General features: G+C 61.3%; 13 protein-coding genes. 4 read left to right on the top strand and 9 right to left on the bottom strand.

Annotated features, from left to right (window positions below):
• Positions 1-196 precede the first annotated feature (196 nt).
• The 5 genes from AC0L3I_RS09340 to AC0L3I_RS09320 form a co-directional block, all read right to left on the bottom strand.
• Entirely contained in the window at positions 197-853 is a 657-nt protein-coding gene (locus AC0L3I_RS09340) for an aspartate/glutamate racemase family protein (protein ID WP_473526721.1), read from the bottom strand.
• Positions 854-1032: 179 nt separating this feature from the next.
• Complete coding sequence (locus AC0L3I_RS09335) at positions 1033-2358, bottom strand: NAD(P)/FAD-dependent oxidoreductase (RefSeq protein ID WP_473526812.1); 1326 nt, start codon at positions 2356-2358, stop codon at positions 1033-1035.
• Positions 2359-2978: 620 nt separating this feature from the next.
• Positions 2979-3692 (bottom strand): 4-hydroxythreonine-4-phosphate dehydrogenase, encoded by a 714-nt coding sequence (locus AC0L3I_RS09330; protein WP_473526720.1) that lies wholly within the window; start codon positions 3690-3692, stop codon positions 2979-2981.
• Positions 3689-4702: a 4-hydroxythreonine-4-phosphate dehydrogenase PdxA gene (pdxA, locus tag AC0L3I_RS09325; RefSeq protein WP_473526719.1), complete on the bottom strand. Its 1014-nt coding sequence runs from the start codon at positions 4700-4702 to the stop codon at positions 3689-3691. Before pdxA ends, AC0L3I_RS09330 begins: the two co-directional genes overlap by 4 nt.
• A complete protein-coding gene (locus AC0L3I_RS09320; protein WP_473526718.1) occupies positions 4689-5858 on the bottom strand; it encodes a four-carbon acid sugar kinase family protein in 1170 nt (389 codons plus the stop codon). Before AC0L3I_RS09320 ends, pdxA begins: the two co-directional genes overlap by 14 nt.
• Between AC0L3I_RS09320 and AC0L3I_RS09315 the strand changes: the two genes are divergently transcribed.
• The 4 genes from AC0L3I_RS09315 to AC0L3I_RS09300 all read left to right on the top strand — a co-directional run bounded on the left by AC0L3I_RS09315 (position 5859) and on the right by AC0L3I_RS09300 (position 10405).
• Complete coding sequence (locus AC0L3I_RS09315; protein WP_473526717.1) at positions 5859-6830, top strand: LysR family transcriptional regulator; 972 nt, start codon at positions 5859-5861, stop codon at positions 6828-6830.
• A 192-nt stretch (positions 6831-7022) separates the two neighbouring features.
• Positions 7023-7691: a haloacid dehalogenase type II gene (locus AC0L3I_RS09310; RefSeq protein ID WP_473526716.1), complete on the top strand. Its 669-nt coding sequence runs from the start codon at positions 7023-7025 to the stop codon at positions 7689-7691.
• Between the two features lie 169 nt (positions 7692-7860).
• Positions 7861-8991, top strand: a complete 1131-nt coding sequence (locus AC0L3I_RS09305; protein ID WP_473526715.1) for a phosphotransferase enzyme family protein — start codon at positions 7861-7863, stop codon at positions 8989-8991.
• 85 nt (positions 8992-9076) lie between these two features.
• On the top strand, positions 9077-10405 hold the full coding sequence (locus AC0L3I_RS09300; RefSeq protein WP_473526714.1) for an aspartate aminotransferase family protein: 1329 nt from the start codon (positions 9077-9079) through the stop codon (positions 10403-10405).
• A gap of 105 nt (positions 10406-10510) precedes the next feature.
• Here the strand turns inward: AC0L3I_RS09300 and AC0L3I_RS09295 are convergent, their stop codons facing one another.
• The 4 genes from AC0L3I_RS09295 to AC0L3I_RS09280 form a co-directional block, all read right to left on the bottom strand.
• Complete coding sequence (locus AC0L3I_RS09295) at positions 10511-11791, bottom strand: NAD(P)/FAD-dependent oxidoreductase (protein ID WP_473526811.1); 1281 nt, start codon at positions 11789-11791, stop codon at positions 10511-10513.
• Between the two features lie 201 nt (positions 11792-11992).
• Complete coding sequence (locus tag AC0L3I_RS09290; protein ID WP_473526713.1) at positions 11993-12685, bottom strand: amino acid ABC transporter permease; 693 nt, start codon at positions 12683-12685, stop codon at positions 11993-11995.
• A gap of 19 nt (positions 12686-12704) precedes the next feature.
• A complete protein-coding gene (locus tag AC0L3I_RS09285) occupies positions 12705-13412 on the bottom strand; it encodes an amino acid ABC transporter permease (protein ID WP_473526712.1) in 708 nt (235 codons plus the stop codon).
• A gap of 56 nt (positions 13413-13468) precedes the next feature.
• Positions 13469-14293 carry an amino acid ABC transporter substrate-binding protein gene (locus AC0L3I_RS09280; protein WP_473526711.1) on the bottom strand — a complete coding sequence of 275 codons (825 nt, stop codon included), beginning with the start codon at positions 14291-14293 and terminating at the stop codon, positions 13469-13471.
• Positions 14294-14305: the final 12 nt, after the last annotated feature.

Here is a 14305-nt window from a genome sequence, read left to right as displayed (position 1 = left end):
GTTAAAGTGAAGACTGCGCGACTCGCTGCGCCTGTCGCCGAGCTCTCAGGCAGCAACCAGCAGGACGTGGTGTTCGGGCGCGAAATCCACTCGTATCCCAAGTGCTCGTAGTCGATAAGCGAGGAAAGGTGTGGATGTCGGCTCAAGAAGCGAAATCTATCACCAGTTGCGCGCGCTCACCGCTCCAAACGCCGTTTCACGTTTTCAACCCAAGTACGGGGCTTGTCAGAACTGGAAGACTGTGGGCCGTGCCCCGCACCGCACGAGCCATCGAAGCCTGCGCAAAAACGACCACATCGACCTTCTTCGACAGCTCTTCGAGAGCCAGGCGGATTTGCGCGTCATGCGCTTCGACGTCCCCGCCGGCGAGGAGTTGAAATGCTCCCTCAACAAGCACATCGTCGATCGCTACATCCTTGCCCGCCTCGCATGCCTTGCGCTTCAGCAGATCCACGGTCGGCACCAGCGTTGTGGACAAGGTCGCCAGGACACCTATGCGGTTTCCATGCTCGACAGCGGCTTTGGCCATGCCTTCATCAATACGGAACAGCGGCACAGGACAAAGCGGTGCAATGGCATCGACTGCCGGCCCGAGAGTCGAGCATGTGACGACAATCGCATCTGCCCCGGCGTCGACTGCCGACCATACATAGGTAGAAAGCCTTCGTTTCGTCAGATCGGATAGCGACCCGCGCTCAATGGTATTTCTCAGGAGGCTCTCGTCGAGGATCGCGAATGGCTTCCAGTCGGGTAAGTGTTCTTTGGCGAGGCCCTCGAACTCGGAAACAAGGCTGGAAACCGTGTGGATGAAAGTCAGCTTTCTGGCGGAAGCGCTCGTGGTTTGATTTGGCATGTGGTTTCCATCAAGTTGCTGGAAGCTGAGTTGGCGGAACTGGATGTCTTGACCAGTTCATTAACCTGGTCCCTCGTGAGAATCCTCTTCACCAAACGGTCCGGATCGCGCTTAGGCCAGCCGATATGCAGATCCGCGATCGCACGGCGCTCCTTGCTGTCGCCATGCGGTCAATTGCATCAGAAGTCGCCAACTTCAATTTTCGATCTGTCCGTGAAGCGCGACAGGCGGAACGGAGTCGGATCGACGCATGCCGCGCCACCGGCGACCAGATCCGCCGCCAGATGGCCCAACCCGGGGCCGGCGCCGAAGCCGTGTCCGGAACAGCCTGCGGCGACGAACATGCCGCCGATGCTGTCCACCGGGGAAATCACCGGCACCGCGTCCGGTGTGGAATCGATATACCCGCCCCAGGTGGACACGACGCCGGCATCGGCAACGCTGGGGAACATCGCTTTGACCCGCGTCATGATGGTGGCTATCATCCGCTTGTCCGGAGCGGGATCGAGGACGCGGATGCGCTCAAAGGGAGTCGGCCTGTCGAGATGCCAGCGACGGAGTGAGTCCGGGCCCTCGAAGAACGAGCGGCCTATGCCGATCTCGACGGCCTTCAGCCGTTTCATGAACATCGGCAGAAACGGGCGGACATAGCGGATCCCCTGCGGCGTGATCTCGAGGGTCGCCCTGCCGCTGATGGCTATCGTGTAGCTGCCATCGAGCCGGCGCGTCATGGCAAACTCGGAAGTATAGACCGCCCTGCCAAAATCCGGTGCAGGACCGGTCCGCAAGGCGGTCTGACGGACGCTGGCCTGCGGCAGCGACACCGCATGCATACGCAGGAAAGCCGATGCCCAGGCGCCGGCGGCGCATAGCACCGCACTGGTGCGGATAAGGCCTTTCTCGGTGACGACGCCGCTCACTTGCCCATTGGTGATATCCAGGCCGCGTGCCGCGCAGTTCTGATGAATGGTCGCGCCATGCTTGCGGGCGCCCTCGGCGATCCGAGGAGCGGCAAGCCAGGGCTCGGCCTTGCCATCGTCTGCCGCGTGGACACCGCCCAGCCATTTGCGGCCGCCAGCCGCAGGAACGGCGGCAGTGGCCTCGTCGGCCGTAAGCATCCGCGTCTTGACGTCGAACCGCCGCGCAACGGCGCGCCACTTGTCCCATTCGGCGAGCTGCTTTGGATCCGCGGTCGCATAGATGAGCCCGCAACGGCGGAAGCCAAGGTCGTGCCCGATCTCTTCGGTCAGCTCTTCCCACAGCCGCAGCGCCAGATTGGCAAGTGGCAATTCACGTGCATCGCGGTTCTGCCGACGGCACCAGCCCCAGTTCCGGCTTGACTGCTCGCAGCCGACATACCCCTTTTCGATAAGCGCCACCGGCAGGCCGCGCCGCGCCAGGAAATAGGCCGCGCTGGCGCCGACAATCCCGCCGCCGATCACCACGACGTCCGCTGACTTGGGGAGCGTTTCATCACTGCTGATGTGGTGGATAATAGGGGACATAGGGCCTCGGCAATCAATGAGCGCTAGCAGTATCGGCGACTGGTGCCGCAGAATGCACTGACTGCAGCGGCATTTCGGTATTTTGCGCCGAATATCGCCGGCATCCGGCAAGTGACGGCGATTTTATCGTCGTCAAGAGCTGCGGCGCTGCCGTTTTTGACGCTTTAAAATCAATGTCATAATCTCTTGACGAAGTTCCATAATCGCCTTCCGCGTGTTCGGTGGTGTTCGGTGGTGTTCGGTGGTGTTCGGTGGTGTTCGGTGGTGTTCGGTGGTGTTCGGTGGTGTTCGGCGGCGGTATCTACGACAACATGAAAACCGCAATCGACAAGGCCGGCCGTGGCAAGGAGCGCGACCGTAAAATGCCTCAGCCCCTGAGGAGGTCACAGATTTGAAGCGCCGATTTGAATTTTGAATAATGTCCGTTTGAGCGGCTGGTCGAAGCGGATGATCCCAAGCCTCGCTGATGCTGCCTCTGAGGTTCCGAAATAGGGGCCCCGTCGGAATGGATAGCGCAAGCTGGAGGCCAGCGGTTCTCGAGGGCTCCATCTTCCGGTCGGCCTAGTCGGCCCGAAGCTGCGATTTTGGCCAAGTGATGAACGAAAGTCGAACGTTGCTGTCTACCAGGATCGTTCCTCACCTCCGATGGTCTCTTGATGTCCTTCGAGGCACGCCGAGATCGCCCGCAGCTGGAATTCCAGTGCGGCGCCCTCTGCCGCGAACCGGCCGTCCAGCGCAGAGGTACCGACGGTAAATCCCGCTGCGCCACTCTTGCGAATAGTCTTGATCTGATCCGGGCGATCCACCGATCCCGCGACAATGACGGGCTTGGGCACAGCTCGGCACACAGCGTCGATGAGAGATGGCACATTGCCTGCCGAGCGGTAGGCGAGAAGGTCGAGACCGGCGACACCGGGATGGCTGGCGAGCGCGACGGCGCTTTTGACGATCTCGGCCTGCGATCCTTCGAGAATGCTCGGGTGCCCGACAACCCGGCCCGGAAACGGATAGTAGCGGATTAGCGTTCCTTCCAGCAGCGGCAGCACGTCTTGGGCATGGGTGCCACCGAGCAGGTAGTCGACGCCGAGGTCGATCGCCGCCTTGACCGAGCGGACCTCGCTGTCGCGATCGAGCGATACGACCTCGAGATAGGTACTGGCTCCGCCCGCGCGGATCTGGCGGGCGAGGTCGGCGAGCGCGTCGAGCGGCAGGCCGATGTCCTTGAAGCCGATGTGGCGGATTCCGGTGCGGAGCGCCGTTTCGACGTGGACGGCGGCGTCGGCCACGGTGCGGTCGTTGCGCGTCAGCATGAAGATAAAGTCGAATGGTGTCATGGGGTGCCGGCTTTCTGGTTCTGGAGGGAAGCCTTGAGCCGAAGGGCGTAGTCGAAGGCGGTCTCAAGGCTGGAGGGGTCGGCAACGCCGGACCCCGCGATGTCGAAGGCGGTGCCGTGATCGGGGCTGGTGCGCACGAACGGCAGGCCCAGCGTGATGTTCACGCCATGGTCGAGGCCCATGTATTTGACCGGGATGAGGCCCTGGTCGTGATACTGCGCGACCACGATGTCGAAACGGCCCTTGCGGGCCTGCATGAACACGGTGTCGCCGGGCCACGGGCCGGATGCGTCGATACTTTCGGCACGGGCCGCCTCGATCGCCGGCCGGATGATGCGGATTTCCTCGTCTCCAAAGAGACCGCCTTCGCCGGCATGCGGATTGAGGCCCGCGACAGCGACGCGTGGATGGGCGATGCCGAGCGCCTGCGCACCGGCATGGGCCAGCCGGATCGCGTCCATCTGCGACGCGAAATCGCCTTTGCGGATCGCCTCGGACAACGAACAATGGATGGTGACGAGGACCGTGCGAATGTCCTCGTTCGCTAGCATCATGGCGACCTTGGGAGCCCCGCCATGATCGGCCAGGATTTCGGTGTGGCCGGGATAGTGCAGACCGGCGGCGGCGAGTGCTTCCTTGTGGATCGGCGCCGTAACGATGCCGCCCACGCGACCGTCCCGCGCCAGTCGGATGGCGAGGACGATGGCGTCGAACGCCGCGTGTCCACTGGTGGCCGAAACCTGGCTGACCGGTGGCAGGACGCGAAGCTGCGAGGAGCAAAGCACGTTGAGGGTTCCGTCCTCGAGCACGGTCTCATCGAGGGAAGCGATCGGCCGGACCCGCACATCCGTATCCAGCGCGCAAAGGGCGTGGTTCATCACCAGCGGATCACCGACGACGATCCAGTGCCGCTTGTCCGGCCGACGGAGATACATTTTTGCGATGATCTCGGGGCCGATGCCGGAAGGATCACCCATGGTCACGGCGAGAGGAGCGTCATGGGCGGTCATGGATCAGAGCCTTTCGTGAAAGCGGTTTGGCCAGCAGGTCGCGGGCGGCATCAAGGAGTGCCGAGGGTGAGCCGAACCCTCCCGCCTTCATGGCGATGGTGAGCGACGTTCCGTCCTCCCGTTCGGCGCGGCCGACCGGAAAGCCGGGCTCCAGCTCGCGGGTGAGACAGAAACGGCTGATGCCGAGGCGGTCGAGGATCGCCGCCATCGTCTCGCCGCCGGTGGCGATCACCGCGTCATAGTCATGCCGGGCGACCGCTGCGGCTGCTTGTCCGGCGAGGTTCGTCGTCACCGCGCTGGCATTCTCCTGCCGTTGCAGTGGTGCCCGAAGGCAAATCACACGGTCGTCGCCGGGAGCGTCGGCCAGGTCGGTGACGACGGGAACGCCTTGTACCCGCAAGGTCTCGCATTGGACGCGCGTCACCGGATTGGCGCTTCCTGCGACGATCACCACCCGCCCGGCGGCTTTGCCCGTTACCGGGCGTCCATCCCGCACGGCAGGGACCAGCAATGCCAGCGCGATGGCGAGACCAGGAGAGCCCACCCAAAGAACAGTCTCAGGATCGGGGATGCTGGCGACTTGCCGGTTCAGTACGTCCTGGCTGTCGGCGTCGAGGACCAGAATGGACCCTTTCGTCGCCGCATCGCCGGAACTGTCTGGGGCGAGAATGATCGGTATCCCCAGGGACGGGTCGACCAGATTGGCAATGTGCGATGTGCCTGCGGGATGGACCGGGTCACGGCCGTAGACGCTTTGACTCACGGGAATGCCGTTCACCGTCTGGATCCCGCCGACGGTGAGCCGCCCCGCTTCGGGAAAGGCTGGAGCGATGACAAGCCTGCTCCGGCCGCTTGCGCGAAAGGCGGCGGCGACTTCCACGCGGATATGGCCGCGCAGGGTCGAATCGATCGTTTTGAACAGAAGGCGGGCATTCGAGAGGGCCGACACGGCGTCGGCCGTAGCCTTTCGTGGCTGCGAGATGTCGGAGGCGCGGCTGTTGGTATCAATCGAAGCGATAGCTCCATTCTCCGCGCCGTCGACCTGTCGCTTGATCATAGGTGCATAGCCTCTCGCGAGAAAGGCCGCCGCGCCGTCGGTAGCACTGGTCAGGTCATCGGCGATTATCCCGACGAGGAGGGATGTGTTCTGCTTCATTTGGGTGAGAATAGCAGAACGGTCAGAACCGGTTATCCATATGATCTGACGATTTGTGGTGATATGAAGTCACCAATGAAGCGCTCTGAAGTACCTTCGCTCGACGATCTGCGCGCCTTCCAAACAGTGGCGCGTCTGGGGTCTGTGCGTGCTGCGGCTGCCGAACTCGCTCTGACGCATGGTGCGGTCAGCCGTCGCGTCTCCAAACTGGCAGCCGATCTTGGTCTGCGCTTGCTCGAAGCGGACGGGCGCGGGGTGCGTCTGACCTCCGATGGCGCGAAGCTGGCGGAGGCAACCGGCAAGGCGTTCCATTTAATCACTGATACCTTGGCAGAAATCAGATCCAGCTCGACGCCCATTCCGATCATCCTGTCCTGCGAGCGCTCGCTGGCGATGCGCTGGCTGATCCCCCGCTTGTCTGGGTTTCAGGATCGATACCCGGATGTCGAGGTGCATCTGTCAACCGGCGGCGGAGGGCTCGACTTCGCGCGTGACCGGGTGACGCTTGCGATCCGCCGACTCGATTTTCTGGTGGACCCGGAATGGACCATCATCAGGCTGATGCCGGAGCGGGTTGGTCCGGTAATGCTGCCATCCCTGCGCAAGGGGTTCGAGAGTGGCGACTATGTGGCGCTCGGATCACGGACGCGACCGAGTGCTTGGGAAGCGTGGCTCGACGCGCACATGGATGCGCCGCGGCCTCGAACGACCCAATTGCTGGATCATCATTTCCTGATGGCAGAAGCGGCCCTGGGTGGTCTTGGCGTTGCTCTTGCACCCCAAGCGATCGCAGCGGATGACGTCGCGAATGGGCGATTGGAAGCACCACTCGGCTTTGATCGCGACGGGACGGACTACGGCCTGATCCATCCGAAGTCGATCATTGTTTCAACCGGCCTCTCCGCATTGCGCGATTGGCTGACCGCAGAGTCCGAGAGATCGTTCAAGCGGCAGGTGCTTGAGAACACCTAAACTAAGAAAATAAGGTCGCCTTTGCGCCCGTATCGGCTCAGGCGGGGCGAAAGAGACAGCACTGCGAAAGGGCGTGCTGGTTTTGCGGTCGACCGGAGGGCCTTCTGCTGAATGACCATGCATTGCGGCACATTCTGCCAAACGCCTGCGATTATGCTCGGCTGATAGAGCAGATTGACAGGAACCAAGGACATGGATCGCTTCTGGCCGAAATACGTGACTTTTGATTGCCACGGCACGCTCATCAATTTCCAAATGGCGGAAGCCGCCAGGGTCCTGTTCGGTCATCTTCTGGATGGGCCGCACATGGACGAATTCATCAGAAACTTCCAGGGCTACCGCCTCGATGAGGTGCTGCAGGACTGGAAGCCTTATGCAGATGTCGTTCACAACGCACTGGAACGCACCTGCCGCCGCAACAGCGTCGCATTCCGTGCCGAAGACGCCGAAACGATCTACAACCGCATCCCCACCTGGGGGCCGCATCCGGACGTACCCGAGGGATTGGCTAAACTGGCCAAGGAAATTCCGTTGGTCACCCTGACGAACTCCATGGTGGCCCAGATTCCGTCGAACGTGGCAAAGCTCGGTGCGCCCTTTCATGCCGTCTTGACCGCTGAAGAGGCGGGTGCCTACAAGCCGCACTTCAAGGCGTTCGAATACATGTTCGACATGCTGGGTTGCGGCCCGGAGGATATCACGCATGTGTCCTCGTCTTTCCGCCACGACCTGATGTCCGCCTATGATCTGGGGATCAAGAGCAAGGTCTGGGTCAATCGCGGCCACGAGCCGGCCAATCCCTTTTACGAATACACCGAAATCCGCGATGTGACGCAGCTACCAGGCGTTTTCGGACTCTAAGGGGCGAGGATAGGCCGGAGCCCCGCAGAGCACTGCGCCCATTTTCGACGGCTGCCAGCGGCGCCGTCTCAAATACCCCGAGAAATAGACCTGCGGGCGCCATCGCTGGAGCGCTCCATCTGTCGAAGCATGAAGAACAACCGTCCCCAACAGGCGAGGATTTTTCGAATTGGGTGCTTGTGGTGATCTGGTCCCCAATGAAGAAGCTGGTCAGCTCAATGGCTCTATGACGGCAGGATGCGACCATCTGCCTAACGCGGCAGCTTCAACCGACGCCTATTTTCGCGATGCCGCCGCAATCCTGGCGATGCGGCTGGGCTCCTCCGAACCAGACATGTCGGCGGCACTACTGAAGCGCCACTACGGATTGACGGGATCGATCGCGACATTGTCCTCCGAGGTTGAGCGCACCGTTGAGGTCAACCTGTCGGACGGCCGCCGGTTGATCCTGAAGACGTCGGCAAGAGCGGAGGCGGTCGACAGCTTTCGTTTTCAAACCGCCGCTATGGCCGGATTGCAAGGGTTCACGGGCTTCGTTGCACCCGAAGTGCTCCGCACGACCAGCGGCGCATTGATGTTTGAGCAAGAGGGGACATGCGGGTACTTGCAGACCCGGATTGAGGGCATTCCGCTGCACCAGGCGACGCCAACTCCCGACCTGCTTTTTCGAACCGGCAGTGCTCTCGCCCGGCTGGACCTGGCTCTTGAGCTGGTCAGTGTGCCCGCGGCTCACCGTCCCGTTCTTTGGCACGTCGGTTGCTGGTCGAGGTTGATGGAACTGGAGCGATACCTGCCATCCGAGACCATTGCCGATAGCGTACGCGTCGCGATGGCGGAGTATGCGGAGTTTGTTGAGCCACAAATCTCTGACGTGGCGTGGCAGGTAACTCATAATGACCCCAGCCCATTCAATATGATGATGACGGGCCAGGGAATGGGTTTCATCGATTTTGGCGATGGCTGCTGGAGCCCCAGGATCCAGGATCTGGCGATCGCAGCAAGTCACGTCGTAAAGGATCCGACCCTTCCTCTGGGTGGGGCTGAAAATCTTATCGCCGGCTATGCCTCTGTCATTCCACTTTCGGCGCTGGAAACAAAACTGCTCGTCGGACTGATGCGGGCGCGACAAAGCGCATTGATCTTGGTCAACTACTGGCGATCCCACCTTTTTCCGGCCGACGCCCAGTACATCAAAAAGAATGTCGCGCGTGCCGAGCACGGACTTTCCATCCTGGCGCCTCTTGGTGTCGCATCGGGCGAGGCGGCCGTCCTGGCGGCAATGCCGTCGTTTCAGCCGTAACGCATTTCGGTTCGCTCGACCGGCACGGTAGCCAAAAGACGAACCGCGAATTGATCAAGCTACTCTTTCAAATAGGCAGCAGCATATGTCCACAGATCTCATGCCTAATCGCTACAGGCCCGGCGAATCCGACCTTCCCAGGCGCGAGTCCGAGCTAATTGCTCGCCGTGACGAAGTACTTGGGGCCTCCTATCGGCTCCAGTACCGCCGGCCCGTGCACTTCGTTCGCGGCGAAGGCATGTGGCTCTACGACCCTGACGGGCGTGCCTATCTTGATTTCTACAACAACGTGCCGTCGCTCGGCCATTGCCACCCAGAAGTAAACGCCGCAATGGCTGAACAGGCGGGCCGGATAAGCGCCAACACGCGCTATCTCGAGCCAAAACTTATCGACTATGCCGAGCGTCTGGTCGACACTTTCCCAAGCGAACTCGACCGGGTGGTTTTTACTTGCACCGGAAGTGAATCCAACGATCTGGCCCTGCGTATCGCGCGATTTGCGAGCGGCAACGAAGGCGTGATTGTCTCGAGCTACGCCTATCACGGCACCAGCGCGGCTGTCGCCGCGGTTTCCCCGAACCTGGGTGACGCCGTCAAGCTCAGCCCATTCGTGCGCATGGTCTCCTTACCGGGGCCGGCGGGTGTGCCGGAATCACAAGCTGCGGACTTTCTCGAGGCGCAAGTACGCGCGGCCATTGTGGATCTGAACCGTCGTGGCATCGGCGTTGCGGCCCTGCTCATCGACAGTATTTTTTCCAGCGATGGCGTTTGGGTCGATCCTCCTGGCTTCATTGCCAGTGGAGTTGCGGCGGTGCGAGAGGCAGGTGGTCTCGTCATCGCCGACGAAGTTCAGCCGGGTTTTGGGCGAACCGGCGCTCATATGTGGGGCTTTGAACGGCACAGGATCGTTCCCGATCTCGTTACCCTCGGCAAGCCGATGGGCAACGGATTTCCAATTGGCGCGGTCGTTGGTCGCAAAGCACCGATGGAGCAATTTGGCGCCACCTCTCGCTACTCGAACACGTTCGCCGGAAATACGGTTGGCATAGCGACCGCGGACGCCGTGCTGACGATCCTGCAGCGCGACCAGATCCCTCAGAAAGCGCTTGCCATGAGCCAGCGCCTCCGAGCCGGGCTGGAGAAACTCGCGAAGCAGCAGCCCGGAATTCTTGCGATCCGCAACGCCGGTCTGTTCTTTGGCATCGATATAGGGCCTGAGGGTGCCCCGGCGGCAAGCCGGCGGGCAATGGCGCTGGATGTCGTGAACGCAATGCGCGACGACGGCGTCCTTGTCAGCACGACAGGGGCCAACGAGGATTCGCTAAAAGTGCGCCCGCCGCTCGTTTGTCAGGCCGAGCATGTCGACCTCTTCCTTGCAGCCATGGAGCGGGCGCTCATCAAGGTCGCAGGCTAGACCGCATGCCTGCGAGCAGGTGGCCTGGTCCTGGTTCCCAGATCCTAGTTCAGTGCGCGCCGAGATTGGCGGTGTCGGTCGGCCACTTGGGGCCTCTCGGCGGGATCAGGCAAGCATATCCTTCAGCCGATAATAGGTGCCCACCATTGGCAGGAACCACGGCTTGCCGGTATGCAGCGGGACGGCATTCCAGTCCATGCCACCACCGATTGGATTGGTATCTGTGCGGCCCATGGCAATGTCCGCTAGCACACTTCCGATCAGCGTCGAGAGCTGCGCGCCATGTCCTGAATAGCCCATGCCGTAGATCAGGCCATCGGCGGCGCCGGCGCGGGGATAGCGGTCATGAGTGCAGCCGACGAGACCGCCCCAGCAATAGTCGATTTCGACATCGGCCAGTTGCGGGAACACATCGAGCATCTGCTTGCGCAAAAGCTCTCCGGAACGCACGTCTGTCTTCTGGTTAGAGGCAGCCGAGAACTTCGCACGCCCGCCGAACAAGAGTCTGTTGTCCGGGGTGAGTCGGAAGTAGTTGGCGATGTTGAGCGAGTTCGTGTAGTTCCGATTGCCCGGCAGGGTTGCCGCGACCTCCTCGAGGGTAAGCGGGCGCGTCACGACGATGAAAGATGCAATTGGCATCATCCGTCGCCGATAGTAGTCAAAATTCTCGGTTGTATAGGCGTCGGTCGCAAGAATGACCCGGCGGGCAGCGAGCGAGCCGGTCGGCGAAGTGATCCGCCAGCCATCTGACACCCGGATGCAGGACTGGACGGGATTGTGCTCCCAGATCGTCGCACCATGGCGAGCGGCTGCGTCCGCCATGCCATTGGCATACTGGCCCATATGCATCATCGCCGACTTGGGTGACAGCACGGCGCCGTGAAAGGCCTCCGAACCCAGCTCCTTGCGGACATCGCCACGTGAGAGCCACTCCACCGAGGGGCCCACTTCGCGGCGAAGCTCCTCGCACATGGCCTGCAGCCCCTTCACATGCGATGGCTTGGATGCAAGCTTGAGCTTGCCTCCTCTGCGGAAGCTGCAGTCGATGCCCTCTTCAGCAATGATGGCTTCGATCATGTCGATCGAGTCGTCGTAGGAGCGCCAGAACCGACGAGCCTTGGCCTCTCCAAAGTGCGCTTTGGCCGCACCAAAACTGGCGAAGTGACCACTGTTGAGGTGCCCGCCATTGCGCCCCGATGCACCATATCCGACATGCTCGGCCTCGATGAGTGCGACCTTCACGCCAGACTTGGCCAGTTTGCGCGCGGCATTGAGACCGGTGAAGCCCGCCCCAATTACGGCGACTTCGAAATCGCCGGAGAGGGGTTCGCGGGTCGCCCCAGCAAAGGCTTTCGACGTATCATGCCAATAGGAGGTAAACTTCATTTTGAACACCTCTCGCGCTCGTCGGGACGCCGACAGGATGAAGTGTAGCTCCGTTCCCACGCCGTGAGGTGCGGCCCTTGCCATGGGCCCCCGCAACAATCAGTCGTCCTAGGCGGCGAAACCGCAGGAGATGCGGCGGCGGCGCAGCCTCCGCCTCGCAGCCGCCGCCCAGAACCTCCGAAAACTACCGCGAGGTCGCCCTTAGGTTCGCGCCCTAAGGGCTGCTTCCACCCGATCGGCGCCATTTGTGACGATATAGGCGATCACCATGTAGATGACGACAGCGATCAAGAAGGCTTCGAGGTAGTAGAAATTCAGCGCGGCGGTCAACTGGGACTGCGCAAAGATGTCAACGACCTCGATAGCGAATCCGAGAGAAAGCGCCTTCATGATCACCATGAACGAGTTGGCGAGGTCCGGGATTGCGGCTACGATCACCTGGGGAAGCATGACCCGCCGGAACAATTGGCTGCGTTTGTAGCCCAACGAGTGGGCCGCGTCCGCCTGACCGGTGTCAAAGGAGTTGAGGGCGCCCTTCACGACTTCCGCCTGGAAAGCGGCGACGCAAGCAGTCAACGCAACGATGAGCGTGATCCAGTTAGGCGTCAAGTGACCGTTGAATTCTATTCCAACAAGCGAGACCAGGAACTGGAGTGCGGGGGGAAGGCCGTAGTAGGCGAGGAAGATCACGATCACCATCGGGACCCCCTTGAAGGCGACCTTGTAGGCCACGACGAGTTCCCGCAGCACTGGTACCCGCCGATATTCGACCATCGCAAACAGGCTGCCTACGATCGTAGAGAGGACGAAGATCGCAAGCGCCATGGCGAGCGTCACAGGAACCGCGCCAAGGATGTCCCAGAGATCGGGAAGAAGAACTTCGGAATCGAACATGTGATAACCTCCTCTTCGATCAGACGCTTGCCATCATGGTATCCTTGGCCGGCGTGGCCGTTGGCTTGAACTTCGAATTCCGCATTTCGAAGAAGCGGACGACGAGCCATGCCACGAGGCACAGCAGCGCATAGATCACTGCCAGCACGAGATAGGTTTCGAACTGGTACTGGTTGTAGTCCCTCTCCATGACCAGATGCGCGGTTGCCATCACGTCCGCCGCCCCGATGTACATGACCAGCGCAACGTTGTGGATCAGGTAGATGATGGAGTTGCCGTAGCCGGGCAACGCGATGTGCACCGCCTGCGGCCCGACGACGCGAAGGATCTTTTGACGGACCGTGTATCCGAGACTGTCCGCGGCGTCATGCTGGCCGCGATCGACGGCCAGGTATGCCGGCCGCATGACCTCAGACAGATAACCTCCGTGGTAGAGGCTGAGCCCCAACATCGCAGCCACGGTGGGCGAGACGAAATCCTCGACCTCGAACAGGTCGACTATCAAGGGAAGTCCGTAGAAGGCGACGAACAACTGGAGGACGACTGGGACGCTCCGGGCATAGGATACGTAGAGGTCGGCCAGGTGACTGATCCCCGGTATTCTGCGCACCCGGAATGTGGTCCCGATCAGCGCTAGGCAGAAGCCGACGATCATGGCCGTGAATGTGATCGCGAGTGTCAGCGGCAATGCCTTGAGCAGCTCGGAGATCATTATGGAAAGGTCCACAGTGGAACACTCCTTCTTTCAGTCTTGGGCCTGATCGCCGGTGTCTCAGCCGGGCGTTACTTCATATGCGTGGTGATGTCCTCGCCGAACCATTTCTGCGAGAACTTCGCAAGCGTGCCGTCGGCCTTGAGTTCCTTCAGCGCCTTATCGATGTCTTCGGAGAGGGCCTTGTTCTCCTCAGAGCGGTGGATCAGGACGAAGGTGTTGTTGATAGCGACGGGCTCGCTCGCCTTGATGTCGAGCTTCTGCTGGTCGATGACCGTCTGCTCGCCAAGGTTGGACGGCAGAACCAGCGCGTCGTACTTCCCGTTCTGGACCTCCTTCAGGCGATCCGGGTACGGGATGCCCGCGCTCGATGCGGTGATTTCGATCTGGTAGTCTGGGTTCTGTTCCCGCCACTGGGTAGCGAACTTGTAGATGCCGCCGCCGGCCGTGACGGGCACGATCTTCTTTCCGACGAGATCCTTCATCTCGTTGATGCCGCTGTCCTTGCGGCTATAGATCTTGATCAAGCTGGCGCCAATCGGGCTCTCCGGAATGAGAAACTGCTTTTCGCGAGCGGGCGCACGGTAGTAGCCGCCGGTTGCGATGTCGTACTTGCCAGTGACAAGTCCGGTCTCCTGAGCGATGTCGGCTGCGCCTTCCATCTCGAACTTGTACTGGGGCAGCTTCGCGTTGATGGCCTTGAGGACGTCGGGCTCGTAGCCCTGCGGCTCGACGCCGATCGCACCCCAGGACAGCGGCTTGGATTCGGCTGCCGTCGCGATCTTGATGGTGCGCACATCCTGGGCGTGGGATACGCCAGCCGTTGCGAGGGCGAATGCGACGCCGGCTACGGCGAGGGCGAAAGTAAGGCGGGAAGTTGACTTAATAGAAGGCATGTCAGGCATCCT

It is taken from the genome of Mesorhizobium sp. WSM4840, from assembly GCF_055811755.1.
This window is presented reverse-complemented; position numbering and strand designations above follow the sequence as displayed.